The following is a 22,764-nucleotide window of genomic DNA, read 5'->3' on the forward strand; positions in this document are numbered from 1 at the left end:
ATATTACAATGACAAACGAAATTGCTTTGAGTACTGAATATAAAAAAATAACCTATTGGACTGAACCAATAGGTTATTAATACAGTTGAAACATATCAACAATGCTTTGTTTAATCTTTACTAATTATCTTCTCTTTATGCTTTTTAGGTTGTTTTTCAGGAACAAGGTTTTGCGCAACTGCCAATTTGTGCGCAATCTTCGGAGCCGTCCATACCACAGGTAACATAATAATAGATATTGGTACTGCGGTGACAATGATAAACGACTGAATCGCATCAATACTACCTTCTCCTATATTAATCAAGATAATTGAAATAACTGCCATAATTGCTACCCAGAATACTCGAACCATCTTAGGTGGATCTCCCTCACCAGTAACAGACATCGAAATTGAAAACGACATTGTATCTGCTGTAGTAATGACAAAGATAAGCGTTAATATTAACAATACAATCACTAACACTGTACCTAATGGTAAATGGTTCGCAATTGAGATAACTGCTGCTGGCAAGCCCTTTTCAGATAATGGATTACTAATCGCACCACTATCCTTAGTTTCATAAAATAAACCACTGCCACCCAAAATTGTAAACCAAACATGAGATACGACACTTGCAACAATAGATACTAAAATAAATATCTCACGAATCGTACGTCCTTTTGAAACACGAGCGACTAGCATGCCCATTAGTGGACCATAACCAATAAACCAACCAAAGAAGAATAACATCCATGACCCAGCCCATTTGTTATCTCCTCTAAATGTACTAATTTCTAGAAACTTCGTTAAGTACACACCGTAAGATGAAATCAGTGTATCAATAATAAATCTACCAGGACCAATTAATACGATAAATACCGCTACACCAATTGCCAACCAAACATTTAATTTACTCAGAAACTGAATTCCCTTTTCAATACCTGTAGTAGCTGAAATTGTAACGATAATCATTAAACCTACCACAGACAATACTTGAGTCGTTAAATTATCTGGTATACCTAGAATACTATGCAACCAATAACTAAATTGGAAACCGAAGAAACCTATCGTCCCTATCGTTCCAGCTACTGCGCCTAGAATACAGAATACATCGATAACTGATCCTGTATAATTTCGTTCTATTTTGTCTCCAAATACTGGATAAAGCAAAGTTCTCGGTCTTAATTTCATACCTTTATTGTAATGTGCATACATAATGACGATACCACTCACTGCACCATAAATTGCCCATGCCGTGAAGCCCCACGAAGTAAAACTCTGTGCCATTGCAGCAGGTACTGCAGCCATACTCTTATCTTTAATACCACTTCCCATAGTTGGTGGCACATCAATAAAGTAATACATCGGTTCAGCAGCCGCCCAGAATATAGCCCCGGCACCTAACCCAGATGTAATAACAATGGCAGCCCATTTAAAATAACTCATTTCCGGTTCAGTAGCATTCCCTAAACGGACGTTTCCATATTTTGAAAATGCTAGGAACAATCCAACCGCAAAAGTGGCTAATAATAACACCTGCCAAAAAGCACCAAAATAAGTAATCGATAATTGAAATCCTGTCTTAACTACGTGCGACGTTGCTTGAGTAAACAGTGATGACATAATTACAAATAATACGAGTATGCCACCACTAACGGAAAAAACTGGCCAATCTATTTTATCTTTCCAATTTGAAAATTTAATGTGAAGTTACCTCTCTTTTTATACGTTCTCTTAATGTTTGTTCAGTGTATTCAGTTCTAAATAATCCTCTTTCTTGCAAGATGGGAATCACTTTATCGATAAATGCTTCAAACATGTCAGGATATGTCGGCGGCATTAAAATAAAGCCGTCACAACTTCCGCTCTCAAACCATGTTTGCATCATATCGGCAACCATTATTGGATCACCGACAATCGTCTTATGTCCCATCCAAGTATCTACGCGTGCAATTAAATCTCTAAATGTTAATCGTTCAACCTCCACTGCTCGTTGTATCGCTTGATAACGTGCTTTCGACCCAACCTTCACGGTTAATGATTCATAAGGAGGTAATTGAGGTACCGGGTCATCTAAATGCCAGTCAGTTGTATCTTGACCGATACTTTGCTCGATTTGCTGAATCTTCTTTTCAATATCTGTATAGACATTTAACGCAGCAACCTTTTGCTCTGCTTCTGCAAGAGTATCTGCCACATAAACAGATAACCCAGGCAACACCAATGGTCCCGCTGCATTATCGTCAAGTTGTGCTACTCGCGATTCAATATCTGCTTTAAATTGCTTAGCATCAGCTTGATTCCAAGCAATAGAAAAGATCATATCCACATGTTTCGCCGCTAACTTACGTCCAGGAATGGATGTGCCAGCCTGACATAATACCGGATATACCTGTGGGCTTGATGGTAAGTTAATCGGTCCTTTGACTTGGAAATACTTACCTTTATGGTTGATTTCCTTCACAAGTGAAAAATCAATACCTTTCCCCGATTGTCTATTATGAATGAGCGCCCTATAGTCAAACGATTGCCACAGTTTCTTTAATACAGTTACAAATTCATCCGCGCGTTCATATCGCTGTTCTAAAGGTGGCAAGGCTTCCATCGAATGGTTCTGTCCTTCAATATCAAGTTGTGAAGTGACGATATTAAGTCCTGCTCTACCATTACTAATATGATCCAAACTACCTAGTAGTCTTGCTACATTATATGGATCATAGAACGTCGTAGATATTGTACCGATTAAACCAATATGTTTGGTGACTTGAGATATCGCTGTTAAAGCTGTTATAGGTTCAAGAAAATAAGATAAATGACCTGTATGTTCACCTGATATGTATTGTCCATCTGCTAAAAATATTGCATCAAGACATCCACGCTCAGCTATTTGAGCTAATTCTTGCTGATAAGCGATAGAACCAATTTGCTCAATCTTAGAATCCTCTAATCTCCAAGATGACGGATGCAAACCCGTACTATAAACAAGTGAAGCCAAATGCATTTGCTTCTTCATAATAACCTCCTGATTGGGTCACAAATTAAAAAACTTATGTATTAGTGTAACAAACTTACACAGACTATTGATGTGTTATTTGAAAATAAATTAATTTTTTTAAAGATAAAAATAATTTGTAAACAAAGTAAGTATAATCATTAAAATAGTTCTATATTTATACGAAATTTTTTGAAATACAAGACACCCGGATGTCTTAATTATTTTTAATGTAGGACTACAGTCTCCCTATAAATACAAAACCTCCAATGCAGCTAAAAACACAGCGCACTGGAGGTTATTTACTTCGCCTATTTATTCATATGTATGATTTGTAGTCGATACAGTTGATGATTTTTTATAATGATGTTCGATAATACCTAAATAAATACCATTAATCAGGGCAAATAGACTCCACAATATCCATTTATCCATGATTTCATCCACATTAAAGTATAGTATCAGTCCAACTATTATAATATTGAGAAACGCCAAAGCTTGAAAATTGAAAATAAAATTACGTATCTGTCTATTTCTAAACTTTCCCCATGTATATAATATGCCGTTCAATATCAACAGTACACTGTATATACACATAATTATGAATTGGTTTTCGGCATAGTCCCCAAGGCCCATCGCATCACTACCAATAATATTTATCATCGACACAATAAAAAAGAGTATTACTAAACTAATTCTGATCTTTCGCTCCCATTTCAATATCTTTGGAGCTTCCATACGTTAACCCGCCTTTGAATTTGATTATTTGTGCTTTTGATTTAACATTAACTACAAATTTTTGAATTAAATATTTTATTACAACAGATAAAACTACAAATATAATGAATGCCCCTATCTGTTGAACTACCTTAATATCAAATACAGTCATAATAGCAAGTATGCCCCATACACCGACACACCAAATAGCAAATATGATATTACCTAGATATGTTCTATTCATTTTGTCCTACCTTCATTCAAATTAAATTCATTCCCAATACAAATTACAAATTAAGTGACTATTAGTTATGTATATTTTGGATTTTCACCATATTGATTCGGTTCTTTTTGTCCACTTGTCGCACAAAGTGCAATTGAAATAATACATAGTACTACAAAAATAACCATTAAGATGCCCCCTATTGCCATAATAATACTCTCTGGTATCGGTAGATTATTAATGCCTTGATAAACTGGACCAAATTCTAAAATACTAAATAGTATCGTTAGTCCATAAAGGACCGTTGCAAATTTCATAGTCATACCGATGTCATGATTACGTCTAACTGTTACAGTATACATTCCAATTGTCGTTGCTATATTAAAAATAATTGCTATAGTTAAAGCAAACCAATTGGGTATAGGTAACACGCTATTTAGTAATGAACCTACTATTGATATGATAATATTCATCAAAACTGGGTACCAAAACGCTTTACGTCTTGCTCTGTCATTAATATTAAACATATTAAGCCAAAACAACTTGTAATAATGAAACATAATTCTAATCCTTTCCTTATATAATAATGTTTCCTTCAGTTCATAATGATATAACAACAATTTACACAATACAATAAAATATAATAATTATATTTATCAAAAAATTATAAATGTTTATATATAGACTCTACACATTTTTAATAGTAGACTTTTCTTATAAATACAAGTAATAAAATTGATGAAAATAGGGTGGAATAGTTGATGAAAAATATTATTGAATGGATTGTTTCTATTGCAATAGGTGTAGCGGTTGCTTGGATTGTAACTGCATTTTTATTAACAGGTTACACGGTAAGCGGAAGTTCTATGGCACCTACGTTCGAAGATGGCGATAAACTTGTCGTCAATAAACTATCAACACGTATGAACACGATTGATAGAGGCGATGTCATTATTTTCCATGCAACGAAGAAAGATGATTATATTAAACGCTTAATTGGTAAACCTGGAGACACCGTAGAAAGTAAAAAAGACAAACTTTATATTAATGGTAAACTAGTAAAAGAACCATATTTAACATTAAACAAGAAAAATAAAATCGAGAAATACCTCACTGAAAACTTTGATGTATCAGATACAAAGCACTCCGGTGGTAAAAAGAAAATTCCAAAAGGTAAATACTTAGTCCTAGGAGACAATAGATTCGTAAGTAATGATAGTCGCAAGGACTTAGGCCTAATTTCAAAAGATTCTGTTGTAGGTAAAGTGTGGTTCAGATGGTTACCAATGAGTGAAATGAAATTTAGTTTTTATCCAAAATCATTCGACAAAGTAAATGAATAACACTTTCTATACGCGATATTATAGAGTTTAAAGTATCCTTCCATAAATAATGGAAGGATTTTTTATGCCTCCTTTCTTTATTCTCTAATAATGCGGCCATTTCAAATTATAAATAATTTTAACCTATTGTTATTTTAGAATAAGTATAATATAATCTATTAAATCGTAACGATTACGATTTAATAGATTAGGAGGATTTTTATGACTGAAATACCAGTAACAGTACTTAGTGGCTATTTAGGGGCAGGTAAAACAACTGTTTTAAATAATATTTTAAATAATCGCCAAGGCCTTAAAATTGCAGTTATCGTCAATGATATGAGTGAAGTAAATATCGATAAGGACTTGATTGCAGATGGTGGAGGTATTTCTAGAACGGATGAGAAATTGGTAGAACTATCAAATGGGTGTATCTGCTGTACATTACGCGAAGACTTACTTCAAGAAGTTGAACAGTTATGTAAAAAGGGTGACATAGAACAAATTATTATTGAGTCTACAGGTATTTCTGAACCTGTACCTGTTGCTCAAACATTTTCCTATATGGATGAAGAAATGGGTATTGATTTATCAAAATTATGTCGCTTAGACACAATGGTCACTGTTGTAGATGCAAATCGATTTATCAATGATCTCCAATCACAAGACCTATTAAATGATAGAGGACAAGGCGTTAGCGATGATGATGAACGTACAATTGCTGATTTATTAATTGATCAAATCGAATTTTGCAATGTTCTAATCTTAAACAAGACAGATTTAGTCAGTGCTGAACAGCTAGATGAATTAGAACAAATATTGCGCAAACTACAACCTGAAGCTAAATTGATTCGTACAATTCGTGGAAGGGTTAAACTATCAGATGTTTTAAATACGCAAAGATTTGATTTTGAAACTGCAAGTAGTTCAGCTGGTTGGATTAGAGAATTGACACATGGCGGTCACGAAACGCATACACCAGAAACTGAAGAATATGGTATTTCCTCGTTTGTATATCGACGAAGATTACCATTTCATGCAGAACGTTTTAATCATTGGATTGAAACAATGGGTAAGCATATTGTCAGAGCCAAAGGTATTGTCTGGTTAGCACAGTATAACAATGTTGCTTGCTTGTTCTCACAGGCTGGTTCAGCAGTAGAACTTCATCCTGTTACATATTGGGTAGCATCCATGGACGAATCTGCGCAACGTACAATTTTAAACGAACGTGAAGATGTACGCGAAATGTGGGATCCTGAATATGGAGACCGTAATACACAATTCGTCATTATCGGTACCCATTTGGATGTTGCACAAATTGAACAAGAACTAGATCAATGCTTATTACAGCATGATGAAATTGACATGAACTGGCACACATTGAAAGACCCATTTGGATGGGTATTACAATAAAGTACAATAACCTATAGAGTAATAAATGTTTAAATTATACAGCATTAATTGTTATTACTTTCAAATTAAAGAAACAGCCCTCTATTCTATGAATTAGATTAGAGGGCTATTTTTGATAGTAGCTTTATAAAACATTTTTGAATTTTAAAGTTAAATCTCTGAATTATATTTTTATTAATCTAACATATACTCTTATTAATAAAGCTTAATTAGTATTGACCGGTGTAAATTGTAATTATATTCTTGCCTTAGAAATACCATTATTAATTAAATTAAATATCATAAATCAGCGATCTCTTGAAATTTATTTATCTTTGAAAGGATGGTGCTTATGATTAAACTAACAAAGTATCAGGTTGTTTTAACTGTTTTATTTGTCATTATTTATACTGCGACTATTCAAATATCAGCTAAATCAATTTTAGAAAATAAAGTAGAACATATGCCAATAGATATACATATAAATTCCGCATTAGCCTTATTTTGGTTAAATATTTTAACAGTCCTTTGTGGACTCATTCTCATTATTTTTCAGTCTTTAATTTATAAAATCATCGTTGGCGTATTAGGTACGAAGCAAAAATTCTCTATTGGTTTAAATGTTTTTCTCTTTATAACTTCAATTTTACCAGGGGCAGTGATAACTGCTGTATTAACACTGCTAAACAATGGAGTTAGCGTTTCTCAAAATTTCTTAATCATAATCTTCACAATACTATTATCTGCAGGTTTATATAGTGTGATTTTGTGGTGTTTTTCAATTATTGATAAATCTAAAATTAAATTAGTATTTTTAATTATTACTATATTAAACGCTCTCGTTAGTTTATTTAAATTACTGTAAAAAATTCAACAACAATCTATTTTTTTCAACGCTTAAGAACCCCAAAAGCTAGATTCCATCTAACCTCTGGGGTTTAATTTGTATTTCAGTATACTAATAAATTATTTATTCACTTTTTTAACTACAGAAGATTTTAAACCAACTTGTCCAATACCTGGAACTTTGCAATCAATATCGTGACCATCTTCTGGATCTACTAAGCGAATACCTTTTACTTTAGTACCTTGCTTGATTACAGAAGACACACCTTTAACTTTCAAGTCTTTAATTACAGTGACATCATCACCATCATTTAACACTTGACCATTAACATCTTTAATTTCATTTTCCTCAACAGCAGTATCGTCTTCAGCAGACCATTCATGATTACACATTGGACAAACCAATAAATTCCCATCCTCATATGTGTATTCTGAACCACATTCAGGACAATTCGGTAATGTTGATTCCATCATCCAACCTCCAAAATATATTTTCTAACTTAATTTACCACAATTCATCTACTAAAAGATGAATTAATTTCATATATTTTCTTATTCTTTATTCATCGTTAACAAAAATGTCGAAATCCCAATATATCCATGTTTCATCCAGTCAATTTTCATTATTTTATACCTAACTAAAATTGTTATTTCTGGAAAAACATATGTCAACCGGTTGACATATGCCGGGAAACACTCTAAACTCCTAAGAAAGCGTTTACAATTATAGTTTCGAAAGGGGTAATGTGATTTGAAGTTTTCTAAATATGTTCAGCCTTTGAAAAATGTGTCGTATATACAAAGTTCATTAACGATGTTTTTATATTTTGCATCTTGGTCAATATGGTGGTCTTTATTTCAAATTTGGCTCGCTTCAAAAGACAGTGGCTTAGGCTTATCTGGTACTGAAATTGGTACAATTTATTCGGTAAACTCATTATTTACAATCGTCTTACTTTTCGTTTACGGTCTAATTCAAGATAAATTAGTAATTAAAAGAACATTAGTTATCTTTTGTGCCTCGGCATCAATTCTTGTTGGCCCTTTTTTTACATTAATTTATAAAAATTTAATTCAACAACATTTTATTTTAGGTGTCATCGTTGGTTCTATTTTTTTATCAGCTGGTTTTCTCTCCGCATCTGGTGTTTATGAAACTATTTCTGAAAAGCTAAGCCGCTTCTTTAATTTTAAATATGGACAAGCTAGAGCTTGGGGGTCTGTAGGGTTTGCTGTATCTGCACTTATTGCTGGCCATCTATTTGTCATTAATCCTGATTTTAATTTCTGGCTCGGTTCTGTACTAGGGTTACTTTTATTAATCAATTTATTATTACTCAAACCAAAAAAAGAAAAGGAAATGATTAATAATTTACGTAATAACCCTAAAGATGACTCAATACCTACAGCTAAAGATATGATTGCTACTTTGAAAATGAAACATCTATGGATTGTCATGCTCTTTATAATGTTTACAGGTACTTTTTATGGTATTTATGATGGACAAATGTTTCCAGATTTCTATACAAAGCTATTCGATAATGAAAAAACAGGACAAACTATGTATGGTAATCTCAACTCTCTGCAAGTGTTCTGCGAAGCAATTATGATGGGCATCGTACCAATCATTATGATGAAAATAGGCGTAAAACCCACGTTAATGTTAGGTGTAACAGTTATGTTCACAAGAATTGGCTTAAGTGCTGCAACCGATAGTCCTATATTAATGTCAATGATAAAAATGATGCATGCATTAGAAGTGCCATTATTTATGTTACCGACATTTAGATATATCACATTACATTTTGATCCTAAATTATCTGCTACTTTATATTTAGTTGGATTACAAATTTCAGGGCAAATTGGTTCCGTTTTACTCTCTACTCCATTAGGTATGTTACGAGATGCTATTGGTTATAATTATACCTTCATTATCATCTCCATTATTGTCATGATTGCTGGCGCTTTCGGATATTTATTATTAAAAAATGATAATGAAATGGTCGATGGAGATCCTTTTCTAAAAAACGCGCAAATAACTAATTAATATATAGAAAGAAGGTTTTTATATTATGCAAAAAGTTCACATTACTTCAGAAAAATTTCGCTTAGGATATCATGTTATGGCACCATCAGGATGGATTAATGATCCAAATGGCTTCTGTTATTTTAAAGGCTATTACCATATTTTTTATCAATATTTTCCTTATAGTGAGCATGTAGGTAGTCCAATGCATTGGGGACATGCTCGAAGTAAAGATTTAGTTCATTGGGAGACATTACCTATAGCATTAACACCTGGTGATTCTGAAGATCAAGATGGCTGTTTTTCAGGTAGTGCTATCGTTAAAGACGATACTTTATATCTAATTTATACGGGTCATCATCTTAACGATAGTGATGACCCAGAGGATTTTTGGGAAAATCAGAATATGGCCTATAGTACGGATGGTATTCATTTTACGAAATATGAACTAAATCCAATCGTTGCCACACCACCTGCTGATAATACTCAACACTTTAGAGACCCTAAAGTTTGGCACTATAAAGATGCATATTATATGATTTTGGGAAGTCAAAGTAAAGACGGTCTTGGACGTGTCATTTTATATAAATCAGCAGATTTAAAACAGTGGTCCTATTTAGGGGAAATTGAAAAATCAAAAGACTTAACTAAAGAAGGCTTTATGTGGGAATGTCCCGATTTATTTAAATTGGATCATCAGCATGTATTGTTAATATCACCACAAGGAATTGAAGCAAATGATCAACAATTCCTAAATTTATTTCAAACTGGATACTTTGTAGGTCAACTCGATTATGCTCAACATCACTTTAGCAGAGAAACGTCCTTTGTTGAGTTAGATAACGGACATGATTTCTATGCAGCTCAAACAACTACAACACCAGATGGTCAAACTGTAGTGATTGGTTGGATGAATATGTGGGAAAACGACATGATTGAACAAGAAGATGGGTGGTCAGGCGCCCTAACACTATCAAGAACTTTAGAAATCAAAAACAATCATATTTATATGAATCCTATAGACACCGTCAAAAGCTTAAGAATTGATGATGGACAAACACTCAATTTGAAAAAGAATCAAGCAATAATATCAACTGAAAATAGAGTGTTTGAAACAGAATTATTACTCGATATCAAAGACAAAGATAATATCAAATTATCACTGTTAACACAGGACAAAACTGAACTGATTACCTTAAGATTTTCAGCTAATAATAATCTATTAACATTATATAGAAAAGACTATGATGACTATCGATATGCCCATGTAACACCTTCAAATCAACTCAAGTTGCGTATATTTGTCGATAAAAGTTCATTAGAAATATTCATTAATGATGGTGAAAGATGCTTTACTGAGCGCTATTATTATCCAAACAATCCACAATTGGTTCTAGAAAGTATAAATAATCAAACACTATCAGGACATGCAACAATTTATAAACTCAAGGATGATGCAGTTCAATTTTAATAGCATTGAGTATAATAATTAATAAAATACGCAATTCCGAAAATTTATCATTATACAAATGTTGTGTAATTTAGAAACATTATTACATTAAAAAATCCCCTCTCTATTAAAAATAGTGTAGGGGTTTTATGATTCAAAGTTTGGTCTTTTTGTTTATTTATGTTTTGACATCTATCTTGTTTACATATGTAAACATCTAGCCATTATTTAAATAAAATTATAAGAACTTAACAAACATATACTTTCCAATATAAAGCTAGTTCAGACTAACTCGTACTACCTTCCCATAATTCAACTGGTAGTACATACTCCTTTTCTGTAGGTTCATTTTCTAGACGCTTTTTTAATATATCTAAAGCTGTATCAGCCATAAGGTCAATAGGTTGAATAATGGTCGTTAAATCAGGCTGAATGTGACGCATAATCTGAGTACCATCATATCCAACTACCTTAAAGTCTTTAGGAACCTGTTTCCCCATTTCGTAAGCAAGCTGTAAAATGATTGCAGCATCAACATCATTTGACGCAAATACCCCTTCTATCTCTGGATATTCACTTAAAATCTCTTTGAAATAGGCCTTTTTATTTGTTTCTGTTAAACTAAAGTCTACTTCATAACAAATTGGCACTAACTTATGTGACTTCATTGTTTCAATATAGGCAGTCTTTCTTCTGTGAGCTGGTGTTTCTAAATCTATAGGTCCATGAATATGTAAAATTTTCGTTATACCCTGCTCTATTAATCTTTCCGTTGCTAGCTTTCCACCATTGTAATTATCCGATTCAACTATTGGAATATCTTCATTCATGATTCTATCAATCGCTACAATAGGTAGCTGTGTATGCTCATATTGTTCAATATTTTGATTATGAGTACCGACAATCATGCCATCAATTTGATTAGATAATAATTGATCTAAATAATGCCTTTCCTTTTCAGGGTCATTCATAGAGTTACCAATAATCACCTTGTAACCTTGCTTATATAATTTGATTTCTAAAGCTTCTACAAGTTCACCAAAAAAAGGATTCGCTACCGTAGGAAATAAGAGTCCAATAATTTTAGTCTGCTTATTATATAATTGGCGCGCCACAGAATTAGGTTTATAGTTTAGAGCTTTCATAGCATCATTTACCTTATCAATCGTTTCTTGACTAAGATATCCTCTCTTATTAAGCACTCTTGATACTGTTGTTTTAGATACATTTGCCAACTTAGCTACATCTTCTAATTTAGGTTTCATATAAGCCTCCTCAATCAATCTTCGTTAATTAATAGTGTAATCCATAATTTTAGAAAGTAAAATAAAAGTCCATATTACAAACCTTGATTGAACATTAAAAAATAAACAGTAAGAGGGATAACCCTTAATATAGTATTGCACTTGTAAAACTCATATTTAGTAAAAATTATTTACATTTTGAATAAACTGCAGACCTCTGCAAATCTACGGCTTTATAAATCTTTTTTATATCTAATCTGCAAAATTTTATATATTGACCACATTGGTCATTAGTTGTATATTATAAATGACCAAAGTAGTCATTTATATTTTAAGGGAGGTCTTTTTATTAATAGTTTGTTTAATAATCTAAAACCAGCTAAGCAAAGAACTATTGTAAATGCTGCTATTAAGGAATTTGTGAAAAGTGGCTATGACAAGGCATCAACAAATGAAATTGTGAAGAATGCTCAAATATCTAAAGGATCACTGTTTAATTATTTTAATAATAAAAAGGACCTTTATCGCTATTTAATTAGCTATAGTGTTCAAATTATAGAAAATATGTATGCGGAAATTGATTTAAGTGAAACAGATGTATTCAATCGACTCGAGAATATCGGTATGCAAAAACTATATATACAACAGAATCATCCAGAAATTTTTGATTTTCTAAAATCTATAAATAAGGAATCAGCAGAAGAAGTAAAACCTTATATTGAGGAAAATATCAATCTTATCTATAAGCATGGAAATGAAAAAATATATATTGGCATAGACTATTCAAAGTTTCGTGATGATATAGATATTAACAAGGCAATAGAAATTCTTAATTGGACAATGTATGGTTTTGGAGAAAAAGCGATTCATCAAATCAATTCGTTTGAAAATTTTTCTGAATTTGGAAATCAGTACTTTAATGAATGGAAACTATACGCTCAAATATTAAAGCGAAGTTTCTATAATGAAGGCGAGCTATGATTAATCAAATCATTTTATAAGGGGAGAATTATTATGGAGGAAGTTGTAAAGATAAGTCATTTACAAAAAAGTTTTGGAAATTTCAAAGCTTTAAACAACGTTTCTTTTACAGTAAATAAAGGAGAAGTCTTAGGCTTTATTGGTCCTAATGGTGCAGGGAAATCTACCACGTTACGTATATTGTTAGGAACTATTAAACGTGACGCAGGAAGTGCAGAAATTTTCGGAAAAGATGTGTGGAAAGAGAGCTTAAAAATTCATAAACATATATCTTATGTGCCTGGAGACGTTGCATTATGGGGTAATATGACTGGCGGAGAAATCATCGATTTATTTATGAAATTACATGGTAATGGTGATACGGATAAACGTGATGAACTCATAAAACGTTTCGAGCTAGATCCTAAGAAAAAAGCAAAGGGCTATTCAAAAGGTAATCGTCAAAAGGTAGGTTTGATATCAGCATTATCTGTAGATTCAGATTTATATATTTTTGATGAACCTACTTCTGGATTAGATCCATTAATGGAAGTCGTATTTCAAGAAGAAGTGGAAAAAATTAAAAATAATGGGAAATCCATTTTATTATCGTCACATATTTTAAGTGAAGTGGAACGTTTAGCAGATAGAGTGGCTATTATTCGACAAGGAGAAATTGTAGAAAGTGGAACACTCGATGAATTAAGACATTTAACATCTTCAACGATAACACTAGAAACAGAAACAGATGTCACTAAGTTATCAAATGTTGAGGGCGTATTTGACTTTAAGCAACACCTTAATCAAGCAACATTTTCTGCAGATAATAAGCAGCTAAGTCATATTTTGAATGAAGCCGCAAAATTAGGTGTTAAGAAATTGGAATCTACACCACCAACTTTGGAAGAGTTGTTTATGCGCCATTATGAAAATAAAAATAGTTAGGAGGTGCATTTGAGATGAGTGAAAAATTTGCTCTTTGGCACATGCTTTTTTTACAGTATTTAAAGCGCGACTGGAAAAAATTAATGATTTGGGTGCTATCTGTTGCTATATTTTCTGCAGGATTTGTTCCTTCTTTTAAAGAAATGTCCAAAGGAAATGGGCTCATTGGTATGTTTGAAACATTACAAAACCCTGCGATGATCTCTATCATTGGCCCTACTCCTATAGAAACAGCGAAAGACTACACTTTGGGCGCGATGTACGCACATGAAATGCTACTGTTTTGCGGACTATGTTCAATGATTGTGTCCATGTTACATGTGATTAGTCATACACGTAAAGAAGAGGAATTGGGACTTACTGAACTAGTACGTTCATTTCATGTTGGGCGACAAGCAAATTCTCTTGCTGCTTTTATAGAAATCTTATTAGTTAACGTGTTAATATCGTTGCTTATATTTGGGATTATGATGAGCTTTAATGTAGATACAATTACCATGCAAGGCTCATTGCTCTTTGGCATCTCAATAGGTATGACTGGGATTATGGGAGGTAGCATTGCACTCATAATGTCTCAAATCATGCCATCCGCTTCATCTGCTACTGGTGCATCTCTTGGTATTGTAGGTTTATTATATATCCTTCGTGCCGGTACAGACGTTTCTAATATTGATTTGTCTTATGCTAACCCGCTTGGTTGGAGCTATCTTGGATATCCTTTTACAGATAATCATTGGTATCCAATCATCATGGCAACCCTATTTAATATGGTAGTCGTTATTATCGCTATGATACTTGAAGGCAAACGCGATATGGGTGCGAGTTATATACCTGAGCTAAAAGGAAAAGCACATGCTAAAAAATCATTATTGTCTATCCATGGCTTATTATTTAAAATTAATAAAACAGCAATTATCAGCTGGATTATTGCCTTTATAACTATGGGTATAGCTTACGGTTCAATTTATGGCGATATGCAGAATTTCATAGAAGGTAATGCAATGATTAAACAAATGTTTGCTAATTCTAACGCTTCCCTAGAATCTTCATTCACTAGTACGATAATGATCATTATGGTGAGTCTCGTAACGATATTACCAATTGCAATTGTTAATAAATTATTCTCTGAAGAAAGTAAATTTCGTTTTAGTCAAATCTTCCCTACTAAAGTAACGCGCGGTAGACTTTATTGGACCACGATTGGATTAGCATTATTGTTTATCATTATAGGTATTTTAGCGGTTACCCTTAGCCTAGGTGGAACTGCATTAACTGTAATGGATGGACATGTTGAGTTAAAGCTTATAGATTTTCTTGCCGCTGGGTGCAACTATTTTCCAGCAATATTATTTTTCACAGGGCTAGCTACTTTGGCGCTTGGCTGGGCACCGAGACTTGGCAAATTAACTTATGCTTATCTTGGCTATAATTTTGCTATCAATTATTTTGGTGGTATTTTAGATTTACCTGACTGGTTTTCAAAAACAGCACTATTTAATTGGCTTCCTCAAATGCCAAAAGAAAGCTTTGAAATCATGCCATTTACGATTATGACTTTAATTAGTATCATCTTGATTATTCTAGGTTATGTTGGCTATAGAAATCGAGATTTAATTGGATAAACAATTTATTTGAAAAAAAACGAACTAAACAATACGTTTCATTATAAATTACCAATCCTCCTATTTATAACAAAAACAATACACATAGAACTAAAATACTTTTAAACGCGGTTTTATAGGTAGTCATACCAGTCAAAGATGACTTCTAGGATAGTGTAATTAAATAAGTGAACTAAGCAGATAAATGATTGTAAATATAAAGGCAGTAAATGAATGTATAAACTCATTTACTGCCTTGTTCATAGATTATATCTGTGCTTCCTTTTTCCATCTCCTAAGTGTCAGTTTATTTTAACTAATATAATATCAACGCTCACTTATTCAATGACTGAAGTTTGTCGTTTGTTTTTATAATCTAATAATATCAATAGAATAATAGTTGATCCTATAATCACACTACCAATCATCATAATAATGGAAAATGACTGATCAAATGCAAGTTTCCCTGCTGCAATCAATGGTTTGCTGATAGACTCTGGTTGCTGTTCAGCTTGAATCAATGTTTCATCAAGACTTCCTTTAGCCTTAGCCAAATCTATTCCACTATCTTTAAAGTTAAATGATAAGCTATAAAACATTGAAAACAAACCTCCAAGTACTGCGATGCCTAATGATCCACCAAACTCAAATGACACTTCCTCTATAGATGCTGCCATACCTGAATTTTCATCGGATGTATTTGTCATTATAGCTGTAGATGCCAATGTCATGGCACCACCGAGTCCTAAACCTACTATCATCAATGTAATAATTTGAATCACTAAAGAGCCATCAAGTATCCAATAGAACAAGATGATTCCAACCCAAGCAATCATCAATGTTACCCACTGTAACTTTATTGTGCCATACTTCGTTAAAATCATGCCGATACCTATTGCCCCAACTAATGAAGCTACTGCCATTGTCATCACTATTAATCCTGCTTGAAATGCTGTTAAATCTAATACAAGTTGTAGTCTCTGAGACAAGATATATTCAAATCCCATCATCGTAAATGCTGTAACAATCGCAACTAACGTCCCCACCGTAAAGTGGATATTCTTAAAGATTTTCAAATTAATTAATGGTTGTTGAACCTTACGTTGTCTCATAACAAATAAAGTAATCGCTATTAAACCAATCACCAAAGTCGTCCCTGCTATTATGAAATTCGGTCCTTGTTTAGTAACTTCTTTAATCGCGTAAACAACACTAATCAGCCCAACCATAATCTGTATAGAACTGATAACATCCCAACGTCCCGTCTTCTGAACAGGATAATTCGGTACAAATAAATAAGATAATATTAAGACAATAACCACAATTGGTATATTTATTATAAATACTGAATGCCAAGAAAAGTAGGCCAACAAACCACCACCAATTACAGGTCCTAAACCTGCTCCTGCAGCTGTGATTGCAGACCATACGCCTAACGCAAATGCACGCTCTTGTTCATCGACAAATGTACGTTTAATTATAGATAATGTGGGTGGCATCATTGCTGCTGCGCCTATCGCTAGTATCACTCTTGCAATAATTAACATCTCTGGTGATGTTGCACTAGCAGCTAGCACAGAGGCAGCTCCAAATATCATTAATCCTGTTAAGAACATACGCTTATGCCCCACATAGTCACCCAATGTACCTAAACCTGGTAATAACCCTGCCACGACGAGTGCGTATGCATTAACAATCCATAGTTTTTCCGTTGCTGTAGCATGTAAATCATGCGTTAGTATCGGTAGCGCTGTATATAATACAGTCATATCAATGACGATTAAGAATAGTGCACTAGATACTAATGCTAAAACTGTTGCTTTTTTAAATGTCATGTATACTCACCTGCTTTCTCTACAATAAAAAATATAAACTATACGGTTACCGTATAGTCAACAAGTGAGATTTATTTTTTTACAACTACTATGATAATGGTTTTTCAGAAATGTCATTCTGTTTTACTGGTATACATATTTTTGTGACATATTTATCCGGTCCGTCTGTACTTACCTCATCTACAACATACTCTTCGTAACTATCACCATCAATTTGATAACCCTTCAGCTTTAAAAATGCCTTAATTCTCTTATGTGTCTTATATATCGTATCATCGTGACCTTCATGATAGGCAACAACGAACTGCCCTGCTGCCCGCATATGATGCGCCTGCTCAATACCATAATCTATCTTTATATAGAAATATTGATAGTCATCATAAAGCCCATTCATAATATGGTCTTGAGAGAGCAGTGCGCCGATAGGGTGGCCGAAGTCTAACCGATTGTCTCGAATAAAGCGCATTAAAGCATGAGATGTCTCCTTCATCGAGTTGCCTGTAACACTTTCGCTAAGCAAATAATAACTTTCAGGCAGTGTAACGATTTCGATATTCGTGAAATCCGCTTCATTAGATTCTATTAAATGCTGTCTACGATTTTGAATTGATAATTTAAGTTGCTCCATCTCCTTTATCTGTCGGTCGATTTCATACGCTTTATGCTCTAACAACTTAATCGTTTCTGTAACTGACCTATCATCTAAAAATGTCTTGATTTCAGTCAACGATAGCTGTAAGTCCTTTAATATCTCAATCACACTAAATATTTCAAGCTGCTTTAAGGAATAATAGCGATAGCCTTTGTCATTTCTATACTCTGGTTGTAAAATACCGATTTCATCATAATGGAACAGCGTTTGCTTTTTCACTCCACATAATGTTGCAAATTCGCCTGTTGTAAATATCGCCTCTGATACACTCATTATTTATCTCCTCAATCTTTCACAGATTCTATTCAATGTTTGAGAAAACCATTTTTCTCTCACAAAATAACATCACTACACTATCACAATAACTGCATTGTATTATTTTTATTTTAACTGATTTTTCAATGATAATAAAAAACTAACCTTTATAGTGACAATCTCTTTTAGTTTAATTAACTCGTCTCTATTGTAGTATTTCAAACCCTTAAATATCTTAATTTCCCATTTAAAGGTTGTAAAATTATAATTTTGAGATATTCTTATTTAGAAGAAATAAGTATATATTTAGTAACAATTTATGTAATAAATCAAATTTTTAAGAACTGATGCGATTTGACTTATATATTGTTTAAACATGGTTAGGATGGGAATTATTTTGCAAAAACGACAACTTAAACTTAGCACAATCATCATTATATACGTCTGTTTAGTAGTAATCTTTTCACTGTTAATCACCAGTCTACTAATCAGCAATACGGTACGAAATGCTGTGCATAAAACAGCCGAAGAAAAATCTGAAGTTATTTCACGCACCGTTGCACAATCAGATATCGTCAAGACTGGTTTAAAAAATAAACAAGACACACCTTCGATTCAAAAATATACTTCTGAAATACAAAAGGCTACAGGTGTCCAATTTATTGTAGTTATGGATATGCATGGTATCCGTAAATCACACCCGAATCCAAAACTAATCGGTGAGCGATTCCAAGGTGGCGATGAGACTAAAGCTTTACACGGTCACAGTACGTCTTCGATTTCGGAAGGAACGCTTGGTAAATCATTACGTTCATTTACTCCTATATACGACAGTCATGACAAGCAGATTGGTGTCGTCGCTGTTGGTGTACCAATGAAACACGTTAATGAGGCATTTGCCGATGGAAATAAGAAAATTTTAATCGGTACGGTATTAGGTATCTTGGTAGGTATTATAGGTGCCTTTCTAGTATCTCGTTATATTAAAAAAACACTGCTCGGTTTAGAACCTTCTGCTATAGCTAAATTACTAGAAGAACGTAATACAATGCTACAATCTGTGCACGAAGGTATTGTGGCTGTTGACCACGAAGGTAAGATTAATTTAGTTAATCGTTCAGCGAAAGATATTTTCCGTAAGGCAGGTCTTCCAGACAAAGCGATTGGCGTCAAAATTAATGACTATATGCAGTCTACCCAACTTCCGAAAGTATTAGAAAATGGTCGTCCAGAAGTCGATGAAGAACAAAATATCAATGGCATTAAAATATTAGTAAATCGTGTACCACTCTATGTGAATAACGAAATTGTCGGTGCAATTTCAACATTTAGAGACAAAACAGAAATCAGCCAATTATCTGAGCAATTAGTTGGTGTAAAGACTTATGCAGAAACTTTGCGCGCACAGTCACACGAATTTAGCAATCGCCTACATGTTATCTTAGGCATGATTCAAATGGAAAATTATAATGACTTAAAGCAATATATTTATGAAATAGTTGAACACGGTACCCAAGAAAATGAGAATATCGCAGTCAATATCAAAGATGCAGCCTTGGCTGGTTTTTTAATCGGAAAATTAAGCCTTGCAAGAGAACATAATATTGAACTTGAAATCATCAATCAAACCGTCATTCCAGAACCACAACATTCATATTTAACACACGATACGATTACAATTATTGGAAATCTGATTGACAACAGTCTAGAAGCCTTAACTACTGCTGAACTTAAGCACAAATCGATCGAAGTTTATTTACAATATAATAATGATATATTAACAATAGATGTGATCGATTCAGGTCATGGTTTATCTGAATCATCTGAGGCAGATATTTTCAAAAAAGGCTATTCTACCAAAGGAGATCATAGGGGGTATGGATTGTACCTTGTTAAACAAAGTATCGACAACCTTGAAGGCCAAATCACCCTCCAGACAAATACTCGAGGAAATACACACTTTACAGTAGTAGTGCCATATGCAGAAAAGAGGAATCAATAATGATACGAGTACTTATAGTGGAAGACGATCCAATGGTAGCTCAACTAAACAAACAATTTATAGAAAAAGTTGAAGGATACGATTTAGTCGACATTACACATAATGTAAAAGACGCTACTTCAGTCATCGAAACTCAACCCATCGACTTAGTATTATTAGATGTCTATATGCCAGACGAAAACGGTCTAACATTATTAACTTATATAAGAGAACATCACTATAAGATAGACGCAATTTTAATAACTGCCGCTTCTGATGCAGATAAAATACAAACAGCAATGCGTTATGGTGCAATCGATTATCTCATAAAACCATTTGAATTTGAGCGCTTTAAACAGTCGTTATTACAATATAAACACAAGCACCAATTTTTCAATGAAAATCAAAACTTTGACCAATCAACGTTAGACAGTAGATTATTTAATAAATCTGAAACAAAAAGCGATGGAACAGCTACCTTACCTAAAGGTTTAACAAAAGGTACACTTCAAGCTATTATCGATAAGGTAAACCACTCTGGCAAACAAACCTTTTCAACAGATGAAATAGCAGAAATTGCAGATGTTTCTAGAGTTTCAGTTAGAAAATATCTGAAATTCCTTGCAGATATTAATGTGTTAGAAGAATCACTAACATACGGCATTGGTCGTCCCGTATATCAATATAAATTCAGGCAAGATAATCTACATTATTTAACGCCCTATTTAAATTAAGATATTCGAATATATACCGTATGGGTTAAATTTTTATTAACCATAATTAAAAGCAGCAGTACCCTTGCAGACTATACAGCACCTTTATCAGTTGTGTACAAATGTAAGGTATTGTTGCTCTTTTTTTAATTACAAAAAGATTATTAAACTTTCATAAACTGTGCAATTCCCTTATTTAATCCTATGATATGCATATGATAATTAAGGGGGATTAATATGATTTCAAAAAGCGAAATGAAAGCGCTTACTGTTGATGGCGAAGAACAGGCGAAATATGACGTTCAAGAAGGTAAGTCAAAGGGGATTTGGGCTAAGCTCATGCAGATAAAGATTGGCGTCGTTCCTTTACCACTCTATGTTACATTGGCAGCCATTATCTTTGCTGCATCAGTTTACAATACATTGCCACCAGATATGATTGGCGGATTCGCAGTCATCATGATCTTAGGTATTTTATTAGGTGACTTAGGTAACCGTATACCCATATTAAAGGACATTGGCGGTCCTGCAATTTTGGCATTACTCATACCGTCCATTTTAGTATTTTTAAACTTGATTAACCCGGCATCAATGAAAGCTGTAACAACATTAATGAAAACTTCCAACTTCCTATATTTCTACATTTCTTGCTTAGTCGTTGGTAGTATCTTAGGCATGAATGGAAAAGTATTGATTCAAGGCTTTACACGTATGTTTGTGCCATTAGTTGTCGGCACACTATCCGCTGTAGGTATGGGTATCTTGGTTGGTCTTTTATTTGGATATGATGTTAAACATACATTATTCTTTATCATTGTACCAATCATTGGTGGTGGAATTGGTGAAGGTATCTTACCACTATCCATCGCTTACTCATCTATCTTAGGCCAATCCGCAGAAACATTTGTAGGACAAATGATTCCGGCAGCCGTTATCGGTAATATACTTGCAGTAGTTTGTGCTGGTTTAATGATGCGCTTAGGTGAAAAGAAAACACACCTATCTGGTAATGGTTCACTAGTAAAAGCAGATAAAGGTGATGATTTATTACAAGAAAAAGATGCGAGCGATAAACCTGTAGATTTTTCACTAATGGGAGCTGGCTTATTAATTGCATGTACATTCTTTATTGTAGGTACACTTGGACATAAATTTATTGGTATTCCTGGACCAGTTATTATGATTTTATTTGCAACATTCATTAAATGCTTAAGCTGGATGCCTAATAAAATGGAAGAAGGCGCACACCATTTATATAAATTTATCTCAACTAGCTTAACATGGCCACTCATGGTTGGTTTAGGGATGTTATATATTCCACTAGGTGATGTCGTTAAAATCGTAACACCAGCCTATGTCGTTATCTGTGCATCTGTTGTATTAACGATGATTGCTTCAGGTTATTTCGTAGGAAAACTTATGAAAATGTACCCAGTCGATGCAGCTATTGTTACAGGTTGTCATAGTGGTTTAGGTGGAACTGGAGATGTAGCTATTCTATCTGCCTCTAAACGTATGGCGTTAATGCCTTTCGCACAAGTCGCTACAAGAATTGGTGGCGTATCAACAGTCATATTAGCCACTTTATTATTAAAGTTATTCAGTTAACACAGCACAATGAATATA

At 33.5% G+C, this 22,764-nt stretch carries 19 protein-coding genes; 11 read left to right on the forward strand and 8 right to left on the reverse strand.

Features of this window, described 5'->3' with window-relative positions; translation table 11 throughout:
• Nucleotides 1-110: 110 nt before the first annotated feature.
• From JN168_RS13480 to JN168_RS13495, 4 genes are all read right to left on the reverse strand, one after another.
• Nucleotides 111-1,685, reverse strand: coding sequence for a BCCT family transporter (locus JN168_RS13480; RefSeq protein WP_082039155.1), 1,575 nt, complete (start codon nucleotides 1,683-1,685; stop codon nucleotides 111-113).
• Entirely contained in the window at nucleotides 1,681-2,994 is a 1,314-nt protein-coding gene (locus tag JN168_RS13485) for an NtaA/DmoA family FMN-dependent monooxygenase (RefSeq protein WP_279525989.1), read from the reverse strand. Before JN168_RS13485 ends, JN168_RS13480 begins: the two co-directional genes overlap by 5 nt.
• Before the next feature lie 670 nt (nucleotides 2,995-3,664).
• Entirely contained in the window at nucleotides 3,665-3,934 is a 270-nt protein-coding gene (locus JN168_RS13490) for a hypothetical protein (protein ID WP_107512490.1), read from the reverse strand.
• Between the two features lie 65 nt (nucleotides 3,935-3,999).
• Complete coding sequence (locus tag JN168_RS13495; RefSeq protein ID WP_279525990.1) at nucleotides 4,000-4,440, reverse strand: DUF805 domain-containing protein; 441 nt, start codon at nucleotides 4,438-4,440, stop codon at nucleotides 4,000-4,002.
• A 231-nt stretch (nucleotides 4,441-4,671) separates the two neighbouring features.
• Between JN168_RS13495 and lepB the strand changes: the two genes are divergently transcribed.
• The 3 genes from lepB (at nucleotide 4,672) to JN168_RS13510 (ending at nucleotide 7,495) form a co-directional block, all read left to right on the forward strand.
• Nucleotides 4,672-5,256, forward strand: a complete 585-nt coding sequence (gene lepB / locus JN168_RS13500) for a signal peptidase I (protein ID WP_042737755.1) — start codon at nucleotides 4,672-4,674, stop codon at nucleotides 5,254-5,256.
• A 201-nt stretch (nucleotides 5,257-5,457) separates the two neighbouring features.
• Complete coding sequence (locus JN168_RS13505; RefSeq protein WP_107579526.1) at nucleotides 5,458-6,651, forward strand: GTP-binding protein; 1,194 nt, start codon at nucleotides 5,458-5,460, stop codon at nucleotides 6,649-6,651.
• Nucleotides 6,652-6,982: 331 nt separating this feature from the next.
• A complete protein-coding gene (locus tag JN168_RS13510; RefSeq protein ID WP_042737757.1) occupies nucleotides 6,983-7,495 on the forward strand; it encodes a hypothetical protein in 513 nt (170 codons plus the stop codon).
• A 101-nt stretch (nucleotides 7,496-7,596) separates the two neighbouring features.
• On the opposite strand, the gene JN168_RS13515 is transcribed toward JN168_RS13510, so the two are convergent.
• Entirely contained in the window at nucleotides 7,597-7,947 is a 351-nt protein-coding gene (locus JN168_RS13515; protein ID WP_042737758.1) for a zinc ribbon domain-containing protein YjdM, read from the reverse strand.
• A gap of 280 nt (nucleotides 7,948-8,227) precedes the next feature.
• Between JN168_RS13515 and JN168_RS13520 the strand changes: the two genes are divergently transcribed.
• Nucleotides 8,228-9,523, forward strand: coding sequence for an oligosaccharide MFS transporter (locus tag JN168_RS13520; RefSeq protein WP_279525991.1), 1,296 nt, complete (start codon nucleotides 8,228-8,230; stop codon nucleotides 9,521-9,523).
• A gap of 25 nt (nucleotides 9,524-9,548) precedes the next feature.
• Entirely contained in the window at nucleotides 9,549-10,973 is a 1,425-nt protein-coding gene (locus JN168_RS13525; RefSeq protein ID WP_279525992.1) for a glycoside hydrolase family 32 protein, read from the forward strand.
• Nucleotides 10,974-11,239: 266 nt separating this feature from the next.
• Here JN168_RS13525 and JN168_RS13530 read toward each other — a convergent pair whose 3' ends face one another.
• Nucleotides 11,240-12,217: a LacI family DNA-binding transcriptional regulator gene (locus tag JN168_RS13530; RefSeq protein WP_279525993.1), complete on the reverse strand. Its 978-nt coding sequence runs from the start codon at nucleotides 12,215-12,217 to the stop codon at nucleotides 11,240-11,242.
• Nucleotides 12,218-12,553: 336 nt separating this feature from the next.
• On the opposite strand from JN168_RS13530, the gene JN168_RS13535 reads away from it, so the two are divergent.
• The 3 genes from JN168_RS13535 to JN168_RS13545 all read left to right on the forward strand — a co-directional run bounded on the left by JN168_RS13535 (nucleotide 12,554) and on the right by JN168_RS13545 (nucleotide 15,723).
• Complete coding sequence (locus tag JN168_RS13535; RefSeq protein ID WP_279525994.1) at nucleotides 12,554-13,177, forward strand: TetR/AcrR family transcriptional regulator; 624 nt, start codon at nucleotides 12,554-12,556, stop codon at nucleotides 13,175-13,177.
• A 33-nt stretch (nucleotides 13,178-13,210) separates the two neighbouring features.
• Nucleotides 13,211-14,101 carry an ABC transporter ATP-binding protein gene (locus tag JN168_RS13540; protein WP_229366761.1) on the forward strand — a complete coding sequence of 297 codons (891 nt, stop codon included), beginning with the start codon at nucleotides 13,211-13,213 and terminating at the stop codon, nucleotides 14,099-14,101.
• An 83-nt stretch (nucleotides 14,102-14,184) separates the two neighbouring features.
• Nucleotides 14,185-15,723, forward strand: a complete 1,539-nt coding sequence (locus tag JN168_RS13545) for an ABC transporter permease (RefSeq protein WP_279525995.1) — start codon at nucleotides 14,185-14,187, stop codon at nucleotides 15,721-15,723.
• Nucleotides 15,724-16,040: 317 nt separating this feature from the next.
• On the opposite strand, the gene JN168_RS13550 is transcribed toward JN168_RS13545, so the two are convergent.
• The gene (locus JN168_RS13550; RefSeq protein WP_279525996.1) at nucleotides 16,041-17,537 is read right to left on the reverse strand and encodes an MFS transporter; all 1,497 of its coding nucleotides are present in this window, start codon (nucleotides 17,535-17,537) and stop codon (nucleotides 16,041-16,043) included.
• An 88-nt stretch (nucleotides 17,538-17,625) separates the two neighbouring features.
• Nucleotides 17,626-18,462, reverse strand: a complete 837-nt coding sequence (locus JN168_RS13555; RefSeq protein ID WP_279525997.1) for a MerR family transcriptional regulator — start codon at nucleotides 18,460-18,462, stop codon at nucleotides 17,626-17,628.
• A gap of 379 nt (nucleotides 18,463-18,841) precedes the next feature.
• Here JN168_RS13555 and dcuS point away from each other — a divergent pair, with 379 nt between their 5' ends.
• The 3 genes from dcuS to JN168_RS13570 all read left to right on the forward strand — a co-directional run bounded on the left by dcuS (nucleotide 18,842) and on the right by JN168_RS13570 (nucleotide 22,746).
• Entirely contained in the window at nucleotides 18,842-20,446 is a 1,605-nt protein-coding gene (dcuS, locus tag JN168_RS13560) for a DcuS/MalK family sensor histidine kinase (RefSeq protein ID WP_229366757.1), read from the forward strand.
• Nucleotides 20,446-21,159 (forward strand): response regulator, encoded by a 714-nt coding sequence (locus JN168_RS13565; protein WP_229366756.1) that lies wholly within the window; start codon nucleotides 20,446-20,448, stop codon nucleotides 21,157-21,159. Before dcuS ends, JN168_RS13565 begins: the two co-directional genes overlap by 1 nt.
• Nucleotides 21,160-21,375: 216 nt before the next feature.
• Nucleotides 21,376-22,746, forward strand: coding sequence for a 2-hydroxycarboxylate transporter family protein (locus JN168_RS13570; protein WP_042737768.1), 1,371 nt, complete (start codon nucleotides 21,376-21,378; stop codon nucleotides 22,744-22,746).
• Nucleotides 22,747-22,764 lie beyond the last annotated feature (18 nt).

This window comes from Staphylococcus gallinarum (assembly GCF_029774255.1).
Taxonomy (GTDB): domain Bacteria; phylum Bacillota; class Bacilli; order Staphylococcales; family Staphylococcaceae; genus Staphylococcus; species Staphylococcus gallinarum.